This window comes from Pseudanabaena sp. FACHB-1998, from assembly GCF_014696355.1.
Lineage (GTDB): Bacteria > Cyanobacteriota > Cyanobacteriia > Pseudanabaenales > Pseudanabaenaceae > Pseudanabaena.
The window spans coordinates 19,104-35,974 of the sequence record NZ_JACJQA010000044.1 but is presented as its reverse complement, the minus strand read 5'-3'; the positions used below and the strand labels follow the sequence as shown (position 1 = coordinate 35,974).

General features: G+C 40.6%; 16 protein-coding genes, 1 tRNA gene and 1 pseudogene. 7 read left to right on the top strand and 11 right to left on the bottom strand.

Translation table 11 applies throughout. The features are described 5' to 3' along the window. The 6 genes and pseudogenes from H6F42_RS17740 to H6F42_RS17715 all read right to left on the bottom strand — a co-directional run. Window positions 1-113, bottom strand: a pseudogene (locus H6F42_RS17740) (photosystem II q(b) protein); the annotation flags it as partial. 155 nt (window positions 114-268) lie between these two features. Further along, window positions 269-1,165: a UDP-N-acetylmuramate dehydrogenase gene (murB, locus tag H6F42_RS17735; protein WP_190400706.1), complete on the bottom strand. Its 897-nt coding sequence runs from the start codon at window positions 1,163-1,165 to the stop codon at window positions 269-271. A gap of 94 nt (window positions 1,166-1,259) precedes the next feature. After that, window positions 1,260-2,642: a UDP-N-acetylmuramate--L-alanine ligase gene (murC, locus tag H6F42_RS17730; protein ID WP_190400705.1), complete on the bottom strand. Its 1,383-nt coding sequence runs from the start codon at window positions 2,640-2,642 to the stop codon at window positions 1,260-1,262. 86 nt (window positions 2,643-2,728) lie between these two features. Then, window positions 2,729-3,421, bottom strand: a complete 693-nt coding sequence (locus H6F42_RS17725; protein ID WP_190400704.1) for a Crp/Fnr family transcriptional regulator — start codon at window positions 3,419-3,421, stop codon at window positions 2,729-2,731. Between the two features lie 257 nt (window positions 3,422-3,678). After that, complete coding sequence (locus H6F42_RS17720) at window positions 3,679-4,164, bottom strand: TerB family tellurite resistance protein (protein WP_190400703.1); 486 nt, start codon at window positions 4,162-4,164, stop codon at window positions 3,679-3,681. A gap of 490 nt (window positions 4,165-4,654) precedes the next feature. Beyond that, window positions 4,655-5,179: a hypothetical protein gene (locus tag H6F42_RS17715; protein ID WP_190400702.1), complete on the bottom strand. Its 525-nt coding sequence runs from the start codon at window positions 5,177-5,179 to the stop codon at window positions 4,655-4,657. A gap of 79 nt (window positions 5,180-5,258) precedes the next feature. Between H6F42_RS17715 and tatA the strand changes: the two genes are divergently transcribed. Beyond that, window positions 5,259-5,432, top strand: coding sequence for a twin-arginine translocase TatA/TatE family subunit (gene tatA / locus H6F42_RS17710; protein WP_190400701.1), 174 nt, complete (start codon window positions 5,259-5,261; stop codon window positions 5,430-5,432). Window positions 5,433-5,460: 28 nt separating this feature from the next. Here tatA and tsaE read toward each other — a convergent pair whose 3' ends face one another. Continuing rightward, window positions 5,461-6,075, bottom strand: a complete 615-nt coding sequence (gene tsaE, locus H6F42_RS17705; protein ID WP_190400700.1) for a tRNA (adenosine(37)-N6)-threonylcarbamoyltransferase complex ATPase subunit type 1 TsaE — start codon at window positions 6,073-6,075, stop codon at window positions 5,461-5,463. A gap of 155 nt (window positions 6,076-6,230) precedes the next feature. Between tsaE and moaC the strand changes: the two genes are divergently transcribed. Continuing rightward, the gene (moaC, locus tag H6F42_RS17700) at window positions 6,231-6,734 is read left to right on the top strand and encodes a cyclic pyranopterin monophosphate synthase MoaC (RefSeq protein WP_190400699.1); all 504 of its coding nucleotides are present in this window, start codon (window positions 6,231-6,233) and stop codon (window positions 6,732-6,734) included. Window positions 6,735-6,866: 132 nt separating this feature from the next. Here the strand turns inward: moaC and H6F42_RS17695 are convergent, their stop codons facing one another. Further along, entirely contained in the window at window positions 6,867-7,061 is a 195-nt protein-coding gene (locus H6F42_RS17695) for a heavy-metal-associated domain-containing protein (RefSeq protein ID WP_190400698.1), read from the bottom strand. A 311-nt stretch (window positions 7,062-7,372) separates the two neighbouring features. Between H6F42_RS17695 and H6F42_RS17690 the strand changes: the two genes are divergently transcribed. From H6F42_RS17690 to H6F42_RS17670, 5 genes are all read left to right on the top strand, one after another. Further along, window positions 7,373-10,180, top strand: a complete 2,808-nt coding sequence (locus H6F42_RS17690) for a PAS domain S-box protein (RefSeq protein WP_190400697.1) — start codon at window positions 7,373-7,375, stop codon at window positions 10,178-10,180. 245 nt (window positions 10,181-10,425) lie between these two features. Further along, a complete protein-coding gene (locus H6F42_RS17685; RefSeq protein WP_190400696.1) occupies window positions 10,426-12,165 on the top strand; it encodes an EAL domain-containing protein in 1,740 nt (579 codons plus the stop codon). Between the two features lie 267 nt (window positions 12,166-12,432). Beyond that, window positions 12,433-13,503, top strand: a complete 1,071-nt coding sequence (gene gmd, locus H6F42_RS17680) for a GDP-mannose 4,6-dehydratase (protein ID WP_190400695.1) — start codon at window positions 12,433-12,435, stop codon at window positions 13,501-13,503. Window positions 13,504-13,572: 69 nt separating this feature from the next. Further along, the gene (locus tag H6F42_RS17675; RefSeq protein WP_190400694.1) at window positions 13,573-14,553 is read left to right on the top strand and encodes a GDP-L-fucose synthase; all 981 of its coding nucleotides are present in this window, start codon (window positions 13,573-13,575) and stop codon (window positions 14,551-14,553) included. A 282-nt stretch (window positions 14,554-14,835) separates the two neighbouring features. Next, a tRNA-Ser gene (locus H6F42_RS17670) sits at window positions 14,836-14,922 on the top strand. A 199-nt stretch (window positions 14,923-15,121) separates the two neighbouring features. Here the strand turns inward: H6F42_RS17670 and H6F42_RS17665 are convergent. The 3 genes from H6F42_RS17665 to H6F42_RS21685 all read right to left on the bottom strand — a co-directional run bounded on the left by H6F42_RS17665 (window position 15,122) and on the right by H6F42_RS21685 (window position 16,848). Further along, window positions 15,122-15,943, bottom strand: coding sequence for a hypothetical protein (locus tag H6F42_RS17665; RefSeq protein ID WP_190400693.1), 822 nt, complete (start codon window positions 15,941-15,943; stop codon window positions 15,122-15,124). A gap of 279 nt (window positions 15,944-16,222) precedes the next feature. Continuing rightward, a complete protein-coding gene (locus H6F42_RS17660) occupies window positions 16,223-16,477 on the bottom strand; it encodes a Txe/YoeB family addiction module toxin (protein ID WP_190400708.1) in 255 nt (84 codons plus the stop codon). After that, a complete protein-coding gene (locus H6F42_RS21685; RefSeq protein ID WP_199289139.1) occupies window positions 16,477-16,848 on the bottom strand; it encodes a hypothetical protein in 372 nt (123 codons plus the stop codon). Before H6F42_RS21685 ends, H6F42_RS17660 begins: the two co-directional genes overlap by 1 nt. Between the last annotated feature and the right edge of the window lie 23 nt (window positions 16,849-16,871).

Genomic DNA, 16,871 nt, shown 5'->3' with positions numbered 1-16,871 from the left:
ATCATCAATACGCCGAACCATCCGATGTATAGACGGTTGTTGGTGCTGGTGATCCAGTTGCAAAACTGATCCCAGATCGAAGCGCTTTCGCGTCTTTGTACTGCTGTGGTCATAATTGCGAATAAACCTTAAGGAAATAAATGAATTATGGAAAATTATGATTAAGCTTTCGCTTACTAATTACATTAGTTGAAGTGTTGAGGAATGTAAATAGTTAAACCTTAAATCTATCTATAGTTCAATGCGATCGCTGACAAGTCCTAATCCTTTAGAAATAACCGATCAATTTGACTTCGGTTTCCAGTAATACCCCATAGCGATCGCTAATTACAGTTTTTATGTGTTCTATGAGACTGAAAATATCTTTGGCTTTAGCATTGCCCAGATTGACAATGAAGTTAGCATGTAGCTCAGACACTTGTGCCTTGCCGATTTGATAGCCTTTTAAACCAGCATCTTGAATTAACTTTGCGGCAAATTGAGGCAAAGGATTGCGAAATACACTGCCACAATTCGGTAAATGATAAGGCTGGGTAGAGTGTCTTGCTTTTAGTTTTGCTTCCGTATCGGTGGCGATCGCCTCGGGATTACCACCAGTTTGAAGATTTAAGGTTGCGCCCGTTACTAGTAACTGAGAATTCTGCAATGCTGAGGTACGATAGCTAAAATTTAAATCTTGCGGATAAATTAGTTGAGTTTGCCCCATAAAGTTTACGGTTTGGACTTCGACCACACAGTCCGCCGCACATCCTCCCTGCGCTCCTGCATTCATCACTACCAGGCCGCCGACAGTTCCGGGTATACCCACCGCCCATTCAAAGCCTGACCAACCATGAGTAGCAATTTGCATCGCTAAGCGAGCTACGGGTTCGCCTGCTGCGGCTTTAACTTGACCTGTTTGCTCATTAAAATCAATACCGCGAAGATGTCTTGTGCAGATTACTAACCCCTCTAAACCTTCATCGCTAATTAAAAGATTGCTACCTGCACCAATGATTGTGGTTGGTAAATGACGATCACTAGCCCATGTAAGACTAGCTGCTAATTCACTAGCCGAGCGTGGCGAAATAAAATATTCCGCAGCACCACCTACTTTCATGGAGGTTAGTGGTGCAAGGGATACGCGATCGCGGATTTGTAGTTGTTCAGGGGAATCTAGAGACATAGAAACTTGATTTGAATAGAATCTATCAGGACATAAAACTCAAAACACAAGTAACAGTGCTTTGCACTGTTACTTGTGTTTTGAGTTTTGAATCTCACACTTGGATAGCTGTTGCCATTTCCTGCATGGTTGGCGCGATCGCTTGGTTGAGATTACCAGCGCCCAGAAACACGGCAAGATCTCCAGATTGAAGGTGACTTGCTAAAAAAGACTGCACATCCTTAAGGGTCGGCTGATAATAAACTTGGTCACGCATGGCGGCGATCGCTTCAGCCACCTGTTCGCCATTAATCTTGCCATCATTAGTTTCACTAGCAGCGTAAATATCAGTTACCACAACCATATCGGCATCACCAAAGGATTGACTGAACTCTGTAAGGAATCTGGTGGTGCGGCTATAACGATGGGGCTGAAAAATAGCAATTACACGGCTATTAGTATTTTGCTGTCTAGCTGAAGCCAAAGTCGCAATAATTTCACTGGGATGATGAGCATAGTCATCGACAAAAATAATCCCATCCTGTACGCCCTTAATCTCAAAGCGACGGCTCGCGCCCACAAAATCTGGTAAAGCCTCAGAGATCGCCTGCCATTCCACGCCCACATAACGAGCGACAGCGATCGCGGCTAGAGCATTACTCAAATTATGTTTGCCTAGTAAACCTAAAGAAATTTCGCCCAAGGGTTGACCTCGCTCAATCACGATCGCCTTGGTATCGCTAGGGTTATATCGCACATCAGATACTGTGTAGTCAGCCGTGGCATCTTCCAAGCTATAGGTGATGTCCGAATGAATTGTAGATTTAACTGTGGGACAGTCAAGACAGCCAATCACAACTTCACAACGTTTCGCAAAGGTCTGAAATATTTCAACTACCTGTTCAAGGCTATGGTAATGATCGGGGTGATCTAGTTCAATATTGGTAATCACACCGATATGAGACAAAAATTTCACTAAAGTCCCATCTGACTCATCGGCTTCGGCTACTAAATATTTACCATTGCCAAGCCTTGCATTTCCCTGCCAAGCGCTCACCTCTCCGCCAATGATAATGCTGGGATCAACCCCTGCTTTGAGCAATAAATATCCTACTAAGCTGCTAGTTGTGGTTTTACCATGGGTTCCTGCAATGGAAATACCTTGAAACTGCTCAATTAAAGCGGCTAATAAATCGGAACGATGCAGAATTGGCAGTCCATTAGCTAGGGCAACTTGAAATTCGGGATTTTGTTGATTTATGGCGGTAGAGCAAACCAATTGGGGAGCATTCTCAAGATCGATATTGTCTTTGTGATGCCCTTGAAAAACTTTTACACCAAGATCTTGCAGCTTGAGAGTGATGCGATTGCTACTAAGATCCGAGCCAGAAACCGTAAAGCCTTGCTTTGCTAAGATATAGGCGATCGCCGACATGCCGATCCCACCAATACCCACAAAATGAAACGGTCTACCGCTGAAATCAACTGGATTCAGCATTTATACTTTTTACCTACCAAATAACGTGCCTCATCATATCAGATCAAGAGGTTACGCAAAGCGTTCCCCCTTGATTTACGCTCGACTTAAACCATCAAAGCCTCTAACCCTTCGGAGTTGAGAATACACAACACATCGCGATCGGGAATACGCTGAATTAAATTTTTTCGTTCTAGCTTCCCTAATACCCGAGTGACCGTTTCTCTAGCTAGTCCACTGAGACTACTAAGCTCGCGATGGGGCAAATTGGGGATTTCTACACCATTACTTCCCTTGGTACCTTGACCTTCAGCCAAAAATAGCAAAACATCAGCCACTCGCGAAGTACTATCAGCTTCACGCAAGCGTAGGCGACGATTGACTTGTCGTAAGCGTTTCGCCATAAGTCTTGCTAAATGGATGCCTGCAGCTGGCTCTGTCTCGATAAGATGGACAAAGTCAGAAGCAGGAAGGCTACCAATGGTTGTAGGTGTTAAGGTGATCACATCCGTTGAGCGAGGAACTTGATCGAGGGGAGCCATTTCACCGAACATCTCACCAAAGCCCAAAATATTTAAGGTGATTTCTTTGCCATCAAGGTTATAGGTGCGGATTTTAGCCCAGCCACTTAATATGAAATACACTGAGTTTCCCCAGTCATTTTCCAACAAAATTACTTGATCGGCTGGATGGGTGCGTGTGACCATATGGGCAGTTGCTCTAACTACTGCCTCATCAGGCAACCCCATAAAAAATGGGGCAGACATAATTTTTTGCTGAAGATCAGTTCCGTCGCGCATAGTAGCCGCTCTTAGCCCCTAAAAACTTCGCTGTAAAATTTTAATGTAAGTAAACACTTTATCTGAGTTTGTGGCGATCGGTATTGCTCCTCAGCACAAAGACTTAGGAATTTTGTTAGGAGTTTTAAAGATCCCAATAATTAATTTCGGCTTAACTATAACTGTAACTACTAAAGCCCATAGAGAATTGCGGTTCTTCGCATCGTAATTCTCTATGGAGTTTTGTTATAGATATATTAAGCAATTCTTTAAGCAATTCAATTATTTAGCAATTTATGTAGCCTGAAAGCAAGAGATTTGATAATACCATTGGTTTGAAATTCATCGGGGGGAACAATAGAGGCTTCGATATCAGCAACCACATCGGAGGGCAAATCTAAAATTCTTACTAATCTTTGGTATGCGGCAGCTTCATCAAGGTTGATCATGGGTTCATCGGGATTGCGACGACTAGATTGGATTACTTGGTAGCCAAGTCGAAGAGTCATCTTGCGATCTTCAATACTTTTGATGTGGGGGACGACTTCCTCGAGAGGAATATTTTGTCCTAAGTAGTCTCTAAGACGACTTTTGAGAGAATCATGCTCAGATTCAGACTTTGCAAATAGTACTGCAAATTCATCGAGCATAACGCGAATTTCATCAGGTTCTAGCGTGCCATCTGCCCAAGCCATAGCTGCTACAGCGCGAAGCATATCCATCTGACGGGGGCTAATCGGAGGTGGGAGTTCTTGAAGTGTCATAGATTTACCCTTGCATCAATTTTATGTGCCAAATTATGAACAAATCATAGGGCAAAGAACCGTGGGGATTTTATTAAAACATTCCATACTTCACTAATATTAATAACCAGAAAATTAGGTAATAAGTAGCTAGGCGAAATTAAATATAAAATCCTAAAACCTGTGGCGCACGCTGCGCGTGCGCCACAGGTTTTGGTTCTTAGTTTTTAATTATGCCTAGCTACTTACAAGTTCGCAAAAGTTTTGTCACACTTTTGTGAATTGACATTAGGTATTAAGTACCTCGGCTTAATAAAACCAAGAACCCAAATAAGCGGATTCGCCCGCTTCGCGGGCGAATCCGCTTATTTGGGTTTTATATTTAATTATGCCTAATTACTTACATATAAATTTCCAAAAAGCTGACTTCATCAGCTTTTTGGAAATTTATCTAGGTTTTCAGAAAGCGCAAAGCACTGTAGCTGTCTTCAGGCTTTTGGCAGAAAAGCGTTTAAAGATAGGACAGCTTTTGTTTGAGTAAAGTAGCGTTGGCAGAACTGAGATCGATCTGAATTTCTAGACGTTGTTTTTCATCCCTGAATAGAAGAACTGTATCGCCATTAGATTGGATGAGACTACCAAATTGGGGATCGCCAAGCTGAATTTTTTGGTAAACGATCTTGGGAAGGGTAATACGAAGTTGATAGCTTTTGCCCGAAGATGGCAAAACATTTAACTGTTGGTTGAATAGATCGAGTTGGAGATAGCCGACGGAAATATTACGCTCGTCTGGGCTATTAGGTTTATACCAATAGAGCGTGATACCTCGCAATGATGGTGATTGGATAGTAAAAGTCTCGTCTAGGGACTCTTTGCTCCAATCGATCGCTGCTCGATCTGTATTTTCAGTAATAGGACGTTGTTGCCAAATGATTTCTTGTCCCGCAAGGGCTGCCCACCACTGGGCGATGCGGGCAAGATTTGTCTCAGCATCAGGATCGGTGCTGCCAAGTGTCCAAGTAATGGTTGAGTCCATTAGTTTTTAGCGCTTATTTGTCATTTGCGTAGAGAATAAAAGAATAGCAGATGCTTTTGATTGAGGAGAAGTAAGCGATATGTTTGGAATTGGTTGGCCAGAGGTAATTGTAATTTCGTTGGTTGGTGTGGCAATTTTTGGGGCAAAGCGAATCCCTGAAATTGGTCGAAGCGTGGGACAGGCTTTGCGTGGGTTTCAAGATGAAGTAAAGGGGAAAAGTGACGATGTAAAATCTCAAGATGTTGATAGTTAAAGGATGATCGCGGCGCAATGCGCCGCGATTATTGCGAGAATTTAAAGCACTCAAGAAGTTTTATGTAAGTTTCACCATGAGCAATTAACTCGATGAGTCGAGTTTCGGGAAAATCTTCTGCCAAGTCTTGATCTAAGTCCCCCTCCCCTTCAAGATCAGAAAGACTTGGGATTGCTAGCTGATGTTGGGGAGATATTTCGGTAAGAGGCGTTTGGATTTGCTGAGGAGCTAGAGATTCCTCGACAACAGCAAGGTTGATGTTGAGATATTCAGGGGGAAGATTGGATAATTTGCTTGCCCATTCGATCGCTACTACACCCAACGGAAAATCCTCACCTCGCCAATATTCTTCAAGATGGAGACTGGCTACTTGCGATCGCTCGAGACGATAGAGATCGATGTGATAGAGGGGTAAACGCCCTTCGGTGTACTCATCAATTAGGGTAAAGGTAGGGCTGGCGATCGTTGTGTGAATGCCAAGAGATTTGCCAAAGGCTTGTATAAAAGTAGTTTTCCCACTGCCCAGATTTCCTTCGAGTAAAATAATTGTCCCTGCGGAAACTAATTGGGCTAGTTGGGTGGCGATCGCTTGAGTGGCAACAAGATTATTGGCATAAATATCGATCTTTACAGTCTCAGTCATATATTCGGGTAGACTTTTGTACTAGGGAAGAGTTTGTAGCCACTGCTATAACTATCTAAATCTTGACGGTAGCTACTTAACAGTGACGAAACTCTTCTATGAATAATTTTGATTTTTGTTTTTAATTTTATCGTGCTAATTTCGGCAAAGCTTTTATGGATACGGATTCTCTTCAGTCGCTCGCTCATCTTGATCAAAGTGGTAATGCTCAAATGGTGGATGTGACTCATAAACCGCAAACTGTGCGAAGGGCGATCGCTGTATGCGAAATATCCATGAAAACCACAACCTTAGATGCCATTCAAGCAGGCGACTTGCCTAAGGGGGATGTTTTAGGAACAGCAAGGCTAGCGGGCATCATGGCGGCTAAGCAAACGCCCAACCTGATCCCGATGTGTCATCCCTTAAATTTAACTAGTGTTGATGTCAAGATTATTTTAGATGAAAATATTCCTGGATATCAGATCGAAGCTGAAGTTAAGTCCAAAGCAGAAACGGGTGTAGAAATGGAGGCTCTTACAGCAGCAACGATCGCTGCTTTAACCATTTACGATATGGCTAAATCTCTGGAAAAGACGATGATCATTTCCAATGCAAGGTTATTACATAAGAGTGGCGGTAAATCTGGGGATTTCAATGCTGCTAGCCATGACTTTTAATCTATGACCAAAGAGTAGTACCGCAAAGCAACACTATGTCTTTTTTGAATTAAAAACCAAATCCAGTAAGGGTTTTAAAAGCACAAAATGGCGTAGCCATTTTGTGCTTTGGTATTATTGATTGTCTGAATACTAAGCAACTTGATGACCAGCAACAACTATTAGTTCGCGGATCTTTGCTTCCGACAACTGACTATCAATTTCTAGAGACTTAGTTGCAGAATCACCTGAAATCGTAGCTTGAGTATCAACAGCTTGGATCGCCTTGGTGATAGTCTCAATGCAGCTAGCACAACCAATGGAAGGAACGGATAGTTTAATAGACATAAAAAACGACAATATTATGGTTAATTGACAATACTGAATAACTATAGCTTGCGCCCCAAATCCAAAATAGCGCAACCTCAAAAAATTATTTAATTTTCCAAGACTCATTTAGGATTGCTATAGCAATCCTAAATGAGTCTTGGAAACAGAAACTTATAACAAGGGGCTTAAGCGCCTTGTCTTTCTCACAAATGAAATAGGATTGCTATATCAAGTTAAGCAATGTATCAAAATTATTAATTGATTGTAGATAAAGTAAGATCGCTACAGATATGTTTTAGCCGCAATATTTATTAGGGAATTGAGCGATTATGCAAAATATTCTAGATCATATTCAATGCGGAATTTTTGTTTTGGTAGTTACACCAAATACAAATTTGGTGAATATAAATCTTGCTAATGAACAAGATTTACTATTAGAATTTGCTGATTTAAATAATGCTTTCATTAATTTTTTACTTGAGGAAAATGTTAATATTAAAAGCTCCGATCTTATAGGCAAAGAAATATCTGAATGCTTGCCTATAGATTTGGTTAATTTATTAAACATAAACTGCAAAAAATGTTTGCGATCGCAGAAAATTATTGAGTTTACTTTCAGCCACAGCGATCCTGACACCTGTTTGTTGATTTCTTTAGCTCTTAAAATTGAAAATGATCTACCTAAAATTGTTGGAACTTGTCAAAATATTATTGCCAATAATAAAGACCACAAAAAACTTCAAGCACTTCCATTAAGTGATCCTAAGTTTAGTCATTTAATTAATGCTTCTTCTGATGCTTTGGTAGTAGTCGATCGCGAAGGAATTGTCCGCTATATCAATGAATCGGCGGAAGAATTATTTGGTTGTAAAACCGAAGATATGATTGGGGAAATATTTGGCTTGCCTATCGTTGTCGGCGAAAGTACGGATGTACATATTCTTAATCGCGGTAAAACCACTTCCGCAGAAATGCGCGTATCTGAAACTATTGATGACGATCGCATGGTTTATGTTGTTGCCTCCTTACGAGATGTCTCCGAGCGCAATCGGGTAGAGGAATCACTCAAATTACGCGAACGGGCGATCGCGGCCAGTTCCAATGGCATTGTGATCACTGATGCCACTAAGCCGAATAACCCCATGATCTATGTCAATTCTAGCTTTGAAAGGATTACGGGCTATAATGCTTCCGAGGTAATTGGACGAGATTGCCGTTTTTTACAAGGTGGCGATCGGAGCCAAATTGGCATTTTAGACTTGCATCAAGCCATTCAAGAACAACGCGAATGTCATGCCGTCTTACTTAACTATCGCAAAGATGGCACACCTTTTTGGAACGATCTTTATATTGCGCCAGTATTTAATGATCACGGTGAACTAACTAACTATATTGGCATTCAAACCGATATTACTGAGCAAGTAAAGTCTACCCAAAGACTACTCGAAAGCGAAGAACGCCTGCGTACCGTCCTTACTTCCATTAAAGAAGGAATTACCTTCAGCGATGACTCAGGCTATTTTTCGATTTTCAATGATGGGATGGAAAATCTAACGGGATATACCATTTTTGAAGCTAATGATAGTAAGGACTTTACTAACTTTTTGTATCCCGATCCTAACGAGCATTATAAAGCTTTACAGAGATTACAACATCTACAAGAAACTGGTCAAGCCATGACCATTGAAACGAGAATACGTCATAAAGATGGAAACTTTAAAGATGTTTTAGTTTCTACAAGAATTATGACCTATAAAGGCAAACGCATGTATTTGAGTAGTTACTATGACATTACTGAACGCAAGAAAGTGGAGACTCAATTACGCTATCAAAGTGAACGTGAACGTTTATTAAATGTCATCTTACTCAAAATACAGCGAGAGCTAAATCTCGATCAAATTCTATCAATTACCGTTAAAGAAGCCCAAGAATTATTGCGAATTGATCGAGTTGTAATTTATAAATTTCAAGATGATTGGACTGGAAAATTTGTGGTAGAGGCTGTTAACCATCCATCTCTATCAGTCATTGGCAGTACAATTAATGACCCCTGCTTTAACAAAGAAAATATACTACAATATCAAAGCAACCCTATTTCTAGTATTAATGATGTTGAATTATCAAATTTAGGTGATTGCTATAAAGAACTTCTGCAACTATTTAATGTAAAAGCCAATATAGTTGTAGCTATTTCTTTTGGAGATACTTTATGGGGATTATTAATTGCTCACCAATGTTACGCACCTCGGAATTGGGAAGATTTTGAAATTGATTTACTAAGGCAATTGGCAAATCATGTGGCGATCGCTATTCAGCAAGTACAGTTATTTGAGAGAGTGCAGGATCTTAATAAAAATTTAGAGCGTCAAGTTGCCGATCGCACTCAACAATTAGAGCAGAGTCTAAGTCAACTAGAAGGAGCCTTATTAAAAGAAAAAGAACTCAATGAGCTTAAGTCTCAGTTTATCTCTAGAGCTTCCCATGAATTTCGGACACCGCTTGCGACTATTCAGACAGCTAGTGATCTACTGCGTAACTATGGTCACAAGATGTCCGAAGACAAAAAACTAGAAAGAATTGATAAAATTCAACGCGAAGTCAAAGGAATGACTAGTCTCTTAGAAGAAGTTCTAGTAATTGGTAAAACTGAATCAGGTAAATTTGAGTTACAACCAGAAGATATTAACTTAGATGATTTTTGTTTAGAAATAATTGAACAAGCAAAGCTATTGGCTAGCAATCATCATCAGGTTATATTTAAGAATATTAATGCTCCTCCCCATTTGGTCATTGACACTAAGTTTTTTAAGCAAATTATTTCTAATTTACTATCCAATGCAATTAAATATTCTCCTGAAGGAGGGGAGGTCAAGCTTACAGTTTCTTTAACTAGTGATTTAACTCCTAAGTTACTGGTTAAAATTCAAGATCAGGGTATTGGTATTCCTCAGATAGATCAAGATAAAATATTTGAGCATTTTTACCGAGCGCATAATGTCGGCATGATTTCAGGTACAGGTTTAGGAATGGCGATTATTAAAAAATCAATAGATATGATGGGAGGAACAATTAAAGTTAATAGCGTTGAGAATAATGGCACAACTGTCCAAGTTAAATTGCCAATTAATCTAAATTAATCCTAACTGATTTGAGAAAGTGCCCGATTTGTGAATCTCTCTCTCAAATCAGTTAATCTTAGGGGGGGTGTTACTCCTCCACGCACTACTAGGTATTTACACGCGGAAGGGAGTAACTAAAAAGTACGGTAAAGTTTTTAAAAGTGCCGCAAAAGATATCTTTAAAAACTTTAATCGTTTTTATGGCAGCACAAAGCATTGTAAATATATTAGGAAATTTTTAGTCCATAGGTCTAATTGTAATTATGACAACGATTCTAGTCATCGAAGATGTAGAAGCTTTACGAGAGGAAATAATGGAAACCCTCTCTTACGAAGGGTTTGATGTACTAGGTGCGGAAAATGGAGTTGTTGGCGTACAGATTGCCAAAACATTTGTACCCGATTTGATCATCTGTGACATTGCAATGCCCGAATTAGACGGCTACGGGACTCTAGTGACTTTGCGGCAAGAGCCTAAGACTTCGATGATTCCGTTTATATTTCTAACTGCGATGACCGAAAAAGCCGATATGCGGCAGGCGATGCAATTGGGGGCAGACGACTATCTGACTAAGCCCTTTACTTCCGCAGAATTGTTAGGAGCAATTTCATCGCGATTACAAAAATATAATTCGGTAAAAGAACATTACTATGACGAAATCAAAGCTGTGGGCGCTAGGTTTGAATATCTATCTCACCATGACGGACTGACGCAGTTACCAAATCGCATCTTATTTCATGACTCCCTGACGCAAGCCGTACTTCACGCCAAAATTAATAACAAATCCTTAGCTCTACTCTTTTTAGATATGGATAATTTCAATATCATTAACAATACTCTTGGTACTGATATTGGCGATCAATTATTTAAAGCGATCGCTGAACGGCTTAGACGTTACGCTGCGCCGTGCGACATGGTGGCGCGAATTCAAGGAGATGAATTTGCGATGATTATTTCTGATATTAAAGATTCCCAAAGTGTTAAGCAAGCAACTCAAAAGATCTTAGATCTCCTCAGCCGTCCCTATAACCTGTATGGACATGAAGTATTTATTACTAGCAGTATCGGCATCACAATTTTCCCCGACGATCATGCGGAGGCAGATGGATTAATCAAAAATGCAGAATTAGCAATGTACTATGCAAAAGCTAATGGTAGAAATAGCTATAAGTTATTTAGCTCTGATCTCAATGTGCAGTCGTCGGAGTATATGGCTTTGGCTAATAGCTTACACCGTGCGATCGATCGCCAAGAATTTCGAGTTTTTTATCAGCCTTTAGTAAATCTTCAAACAGGGCAAATTATCGGAGCCGAAGCTTTAGCAAGATGGCAGCATCCTGAGTTAGGAATCATTATGCCTAGCAAATTTATTCCTGTAGCTGAACAGACGGGCTTAATTTTACGCCTTAGTGAACTAATGTTGTCATCAGTTTGCGAGCAGATGCGATCGTGGAAAGAATTAGGAATAAACTACGGATTTGTGGCAGTTAATTTATCAGGACAACATTTTCGACCTGAAAATAACTTGATAGAGATTATTAGCAATATTTTGATAGAAACGGGCATAGAACCAAGTGATTTAGAGATTGAACTCACGGAAAGCATCATCATGCAAAATGCCGAATTTACAATTAAGGTGTTATCACAGTTGCAATCTATGGGGGTTAAGGTGGCGATCGATGATTTTGGTACAGGATATTCATCTTTAAGTTATCTCAAGCATTTCCCTGTCAATGCCCTCAAAATCGATCGCTGCTTTATTCAGGACATCACCACCGATCGCCATGATGCAACTATTTCCTTAGCAATTATTGATCTTGCCCATAGTCTATCGCTACAAGTTGTTGCCGAAGGTGTAGAGACAGAGGAACAAGTTCAGTTTTTAAAAGAACATGGCTGCGATCAAATGCAAGGTTATTTCTTTAGTCCGCCTCTCCCCTCAAACGAATTTGAGAAAATGTTGATTGCAGGTAAATCCTTAGCAAAACCTACATCGTTATGAAGCCAAGCTGAAAGTGCCGCTTCGCGGCACTTTCAGCTTGGCTTCATAACAGAGTTAAACCTTATGGCTATGATTATAGCTATGGTCACTTGCATTAGGGCAAATCAAAACCCAAGAAGCGAGTTGCGGCGCTTCGCGCCGCAACTCGTCTTCTGGTTTTGTGTCCTAACAAAAATGGCAACAGCTATACAATCAATCTTTATAAGTTTTAGAGTTTATTGGGTATGCTAACGAGTAAACTTTTGTTGAGTCTTTACACCATACTTCATGAGTAAATCTAAACGCGCCTTAATCACAGGCATTACGGGTCAGGATGGATCGTATCTATCGGAGCTTCTACTCTCAAAAGGATATGAAGTGCATGGAATTATTCGCCGCACATCAACGATTAATACTGATCGCCTCGATCATATGTATCAAGATCCCCATTTACCAGAAACAAAATTGTTTCTCCACTACGGCGATCTTACCGACGGGACAACCCTAGGACGCATTTTAGAAGCAGTTCAGCCTCATGAAGTATTTAATCTCGGCGCTCAGTCCCATGTAAGAGTTAGCTTTGACTCACCCGAATATACAGTGGATGCTGTGGGCATGGGTACTTTACGTCTATTAGAAGCCCTGCGCGATTATCAGCAGAGGAATGGAGGCGATATTCGTTTTTATCAGGCAGGTTCTTCAGAAATGTATGGACTTGTCCAAGCTGTGCCTCAAAGTGAATCCACACCTTTTTATCCACGCAGTCCTTATGCCTGCGCTAAAGTCTACGCTCACTGGCAAACGATCAACTATCGCGAATCCTACGGCTTATTTGCTTGCAATGGCATTTTGTTTAACCATGAGTCCCCTCGTCGTGGTGAAACCTTTGTAACTAGAAAGATTACGCGAGCGATCGCTCGCATTGTGGCTGGACAGCAGAAAAAGTTGTATCTAGGTAATCTTGACTCCAAGCGTGACTGGGGCTATGCCAAGGATTACGTCGAGGCGATGTGGCTAATGTTGCAACAGTCTGAACCAGACGACTATGTAATTTCCACAGGAGAAACTCACTCGGTACGAGAATTTCTTGAAGAAGCTTTTGCCTATGTAAATCTTAAGTGGGAAGATTATGTAGAGATCGATCCCCGCTATTTCCGTCCTGCGGAGGTAGATTTACTATTAGGCGACTGCACTAAGGCTAAGCAAAAACTTGGCTGGGAACCTAAAGTTACCTTTAAAGGTTTGGTGGAACTCATGGTTGACGCAGATCTTCATGCCTTGGGGCTACCTAATCCCCGAGGAACCGAATCTCAGGACATTGCTACCTTAAGAAGCGCTCATCAAGCTTCAAATTGGTAATTCAAATTGGTAGTTCAAAATCTGCTTAGCAGGTTTTGAACTGGGTTTAAACTCACGTAAAAAATTTCTATGCTAAATAGCCAGACCTCAACACAAGCGATCTTACAAACCCAAGAGCAATTTAAAAATCAAAAAATTTTAGTAACTGGTGGTGCTGGCTTTTTGGGTAAGCAGGTAATTGCTCAATTAGTTGCCGCAGGCGCTAATCCCGATTTGATTACCGTACCCCGCTCTAAAGACCATGATTTGCGATCGCTTAGCAATTGTGAGCAAGTCGTACAGGGACAGGATTTAATTATTCACCTCGCCGCCCATGTAGGTGGCATTGGGCTAAATCGCGAAAAACCTGCTGAGTTGTTTTACGACAATTTGATGATGGGCGTACAGTTAATTCATGCCGCCTATCAAGCTGGGGTCAAGAAATTTGTTTGTGTTGGCACAATTTGCGCTTACCCTAACTTTACGCCTGTGCCATTTAAAGAGGAAGATATTTGGAATGGCTACCCTGAAGTTACTAACGCTCCCTATGGTGTGGCGAAAAAAGCTTTACTGGTGCAGTTGCAGTCCTACCGTCAGCAATACGGATTTAATGGCGTTTATCTTTTGCCTGTAAATTTATATGGACCAGAAGACAATTTCGATCCGCGTAGCTCCCATGTCATTCCTGCGCTGATTCGCAAAGTTCACGAAGCTCAACTACGGGGCGATCGCACTATTTCTGTGTGGGGTGACGGGACACCGACTAGAGAGTTTGTCTATTCAGAAGATGCGGCAAGGGGCATTGTCATGGCATCAGCCAAATACAATGATTCGGAACCGATCAATATTGGCACTGGCTCCGAAATTTCGATCAAAGACCTAATTCATTTAATCTGCGATTTGATGGGTTATGAAGGCGAAATCCTGTGGGAAGCTGATAAGCCCAATGGACAACCGCGCCGTTGTCTAGATGTCGAAAAAGCTAAACAAGCCTTTGGATTTACAGCCAAAGTGAGTTTCCGTGATGGCTTAAATCAAACGATCGCTTGGTATCGTCAACACGCAGCCTAAATATTTCATCATCATGGGTGCTTGAGCAAAATAAATTACCAAAACCCGTAAAGTTTCGCCTCTGTAGGGGCGCAACTTTACGGGTTTTGGTTTGTAATTAATTATGCCTCGCTACTTAGAAGGAGCATCCCAAAGTGCCGCCCTTTCTGTGCAAGCGTTAAAACTATAAAAAATAAATTTTTTTATAGTTTTAACGCTTGCATATGTACCAAGCTTTGGTATGATTAGATTCCGCGAAACAAAACGAGCAACTTGAACAAAGTTTTAGTTAGGGTTAAGCGAGGAGAGATGGCCGAGTGGTTGAAGGCGCAGCACTGGAAATGCTGTTTAGGGGAAACTTTAACGAGGGTTCGAATCCCTCTCTCTCCGTTAAAAAATTACCAAAAAAAGGATAGGCTCAAAGCCTATCCTTTTTTGATTTTTGTCCTGAGCAAAACTTGCCTACTCTCTTTCCACCCAAGCATTAGTGATGCAGAGCTTCCCGCCACATCTACCCAAAACCCAATAAATTCCCTAGCTTTGAGTAAAACCAAATTAAGAAATAGCTATGCTATTTCTTAATTTGGTTTTACTCAAGTTTTCTTGATGCTTTAAATCTTTCGATTTCTGAATCCATTTGCGTAGAAATTTCTTCAGCACTTTTTGAAGGAGCAGGGGAAGACGATTGCATGATATTGAGCTTGAGAGTTACTTGCTTCACCATTAGTTGTTGAGCATCGGCATCAATATTTACTTGCAGGACATTACTGCCAAGAATTTTGGAAATCTGAACATTCACCAGAGACTCGGTGATATTCTCAACCGTATGGTTGAATAATTGCTGATCGCCTAATAGAGAAGTCTTTACTAAATCTTCTAGATCGCTAAATTTTAGTGAGTCGATCAATTTGTCAGCGATCGCCATTACCTGAGGATCGATTATTTGGGCGATCGCAGCTTGAGCATTAAATTTTGATTCTACCTGTCGCACTAAAGAGTCAAATGCTAGTTTAGGAATCTGCATACCTTCTACTAACGGAAGAATGGATGAAACCATATCGGGCAAGTTAGCAATTTCCACCGATGGTAATTTCTGGACATAGGCCCTTAAGACTTGAATTACTTGACTTTCGAGAGTTGACTTCCAATGATTGACATTCTGAATCAATGTATCAGTAGTTGAGTCAATGATAGAATCCGCAACAGCCTTTGCATTAAAGCCATTGACAACCTGTTGAACTAATTCTTCGGCTTCAGTGCTAGCGATCTCTATAATTCCTTGCTTCTGCTGAAATGTCAAAATCGAACTAGCGATCGCAAGGAGTTCTTCAGGAGAATTCTGGGTCTCAAATTTCTTTACATAGGCTGTGAGATTGCTTAGTAGCGATCGCTCAATATCATTATTTGCCATGAAGTAATTCCTTAAACTAACGTTTTGATAGAGATTATATACAGACTTTTCTGAAAATTTATTTCTGTTTGATCAACAGTGCTTTGGGTAATGGTCATCTAAATTGCGATCGACGTATTTGCATTTTTTTTCTCTCGCCCTCACCTCCATCAAACAGCGATCGCCACTTCAACCACAAAAAACAACGATCGCCCCTCATTCCTACAAACCAACGATTGCTCCTTCAACCACACAAATCAGTGATCGCGCAAAACATGAATTGAATCTAGTTGAACAACTCTATTCATAATGACTCCACATCCGTAAAACTTTAACTATTCTTTCATCTGGGATAATTTGATAGATTAAGCGGTGCTGAATGTTGATTCTTCGGGAATAATAGCCAGATAAGTCACCTTTTAATTTCTCATAAGGTGACTGATAAGGATTTTCGGCTAAAATTGCTAGTAATGTTTCCGTTTGAGCTTTTAATCCTGCGGCGGTCAATTTTTTAGCATCTTTATTGGCTTGTTTTGTCAGAATTACTTTCCACATCACCATTCGATATTCTCAACATCAATACATTCTTCAATAGGAGTAGCTGCCTCCTGATGAATTGACTCGGTAAGCCCAGCAATAGACTGAATATAGAGGGTTTCTTGAATTTCGTTCCATTCTTGTTCAGAAATTAAAATTGCGTTACCTGTCGTTTCTTTAATGAGAATCGGCTGATGCAACATATCAGTCAAAACTTTTTCTGCGGAGAAAGCGTTGTATGGCGACCAAATTTCATAGGTTTTTCCATCTTCAAGAATAGCTGAGGTTTGTTCGTCTTTAGTTAGTTCTGTGGCTAAAAACTGGATGGCTTTAACTTTTTCAAAGTGGGATAGCTTTTGTAGTGATGGCAAGATCTCTGTTAATGTCATAGAAATACAGGAGAAATGTTAGT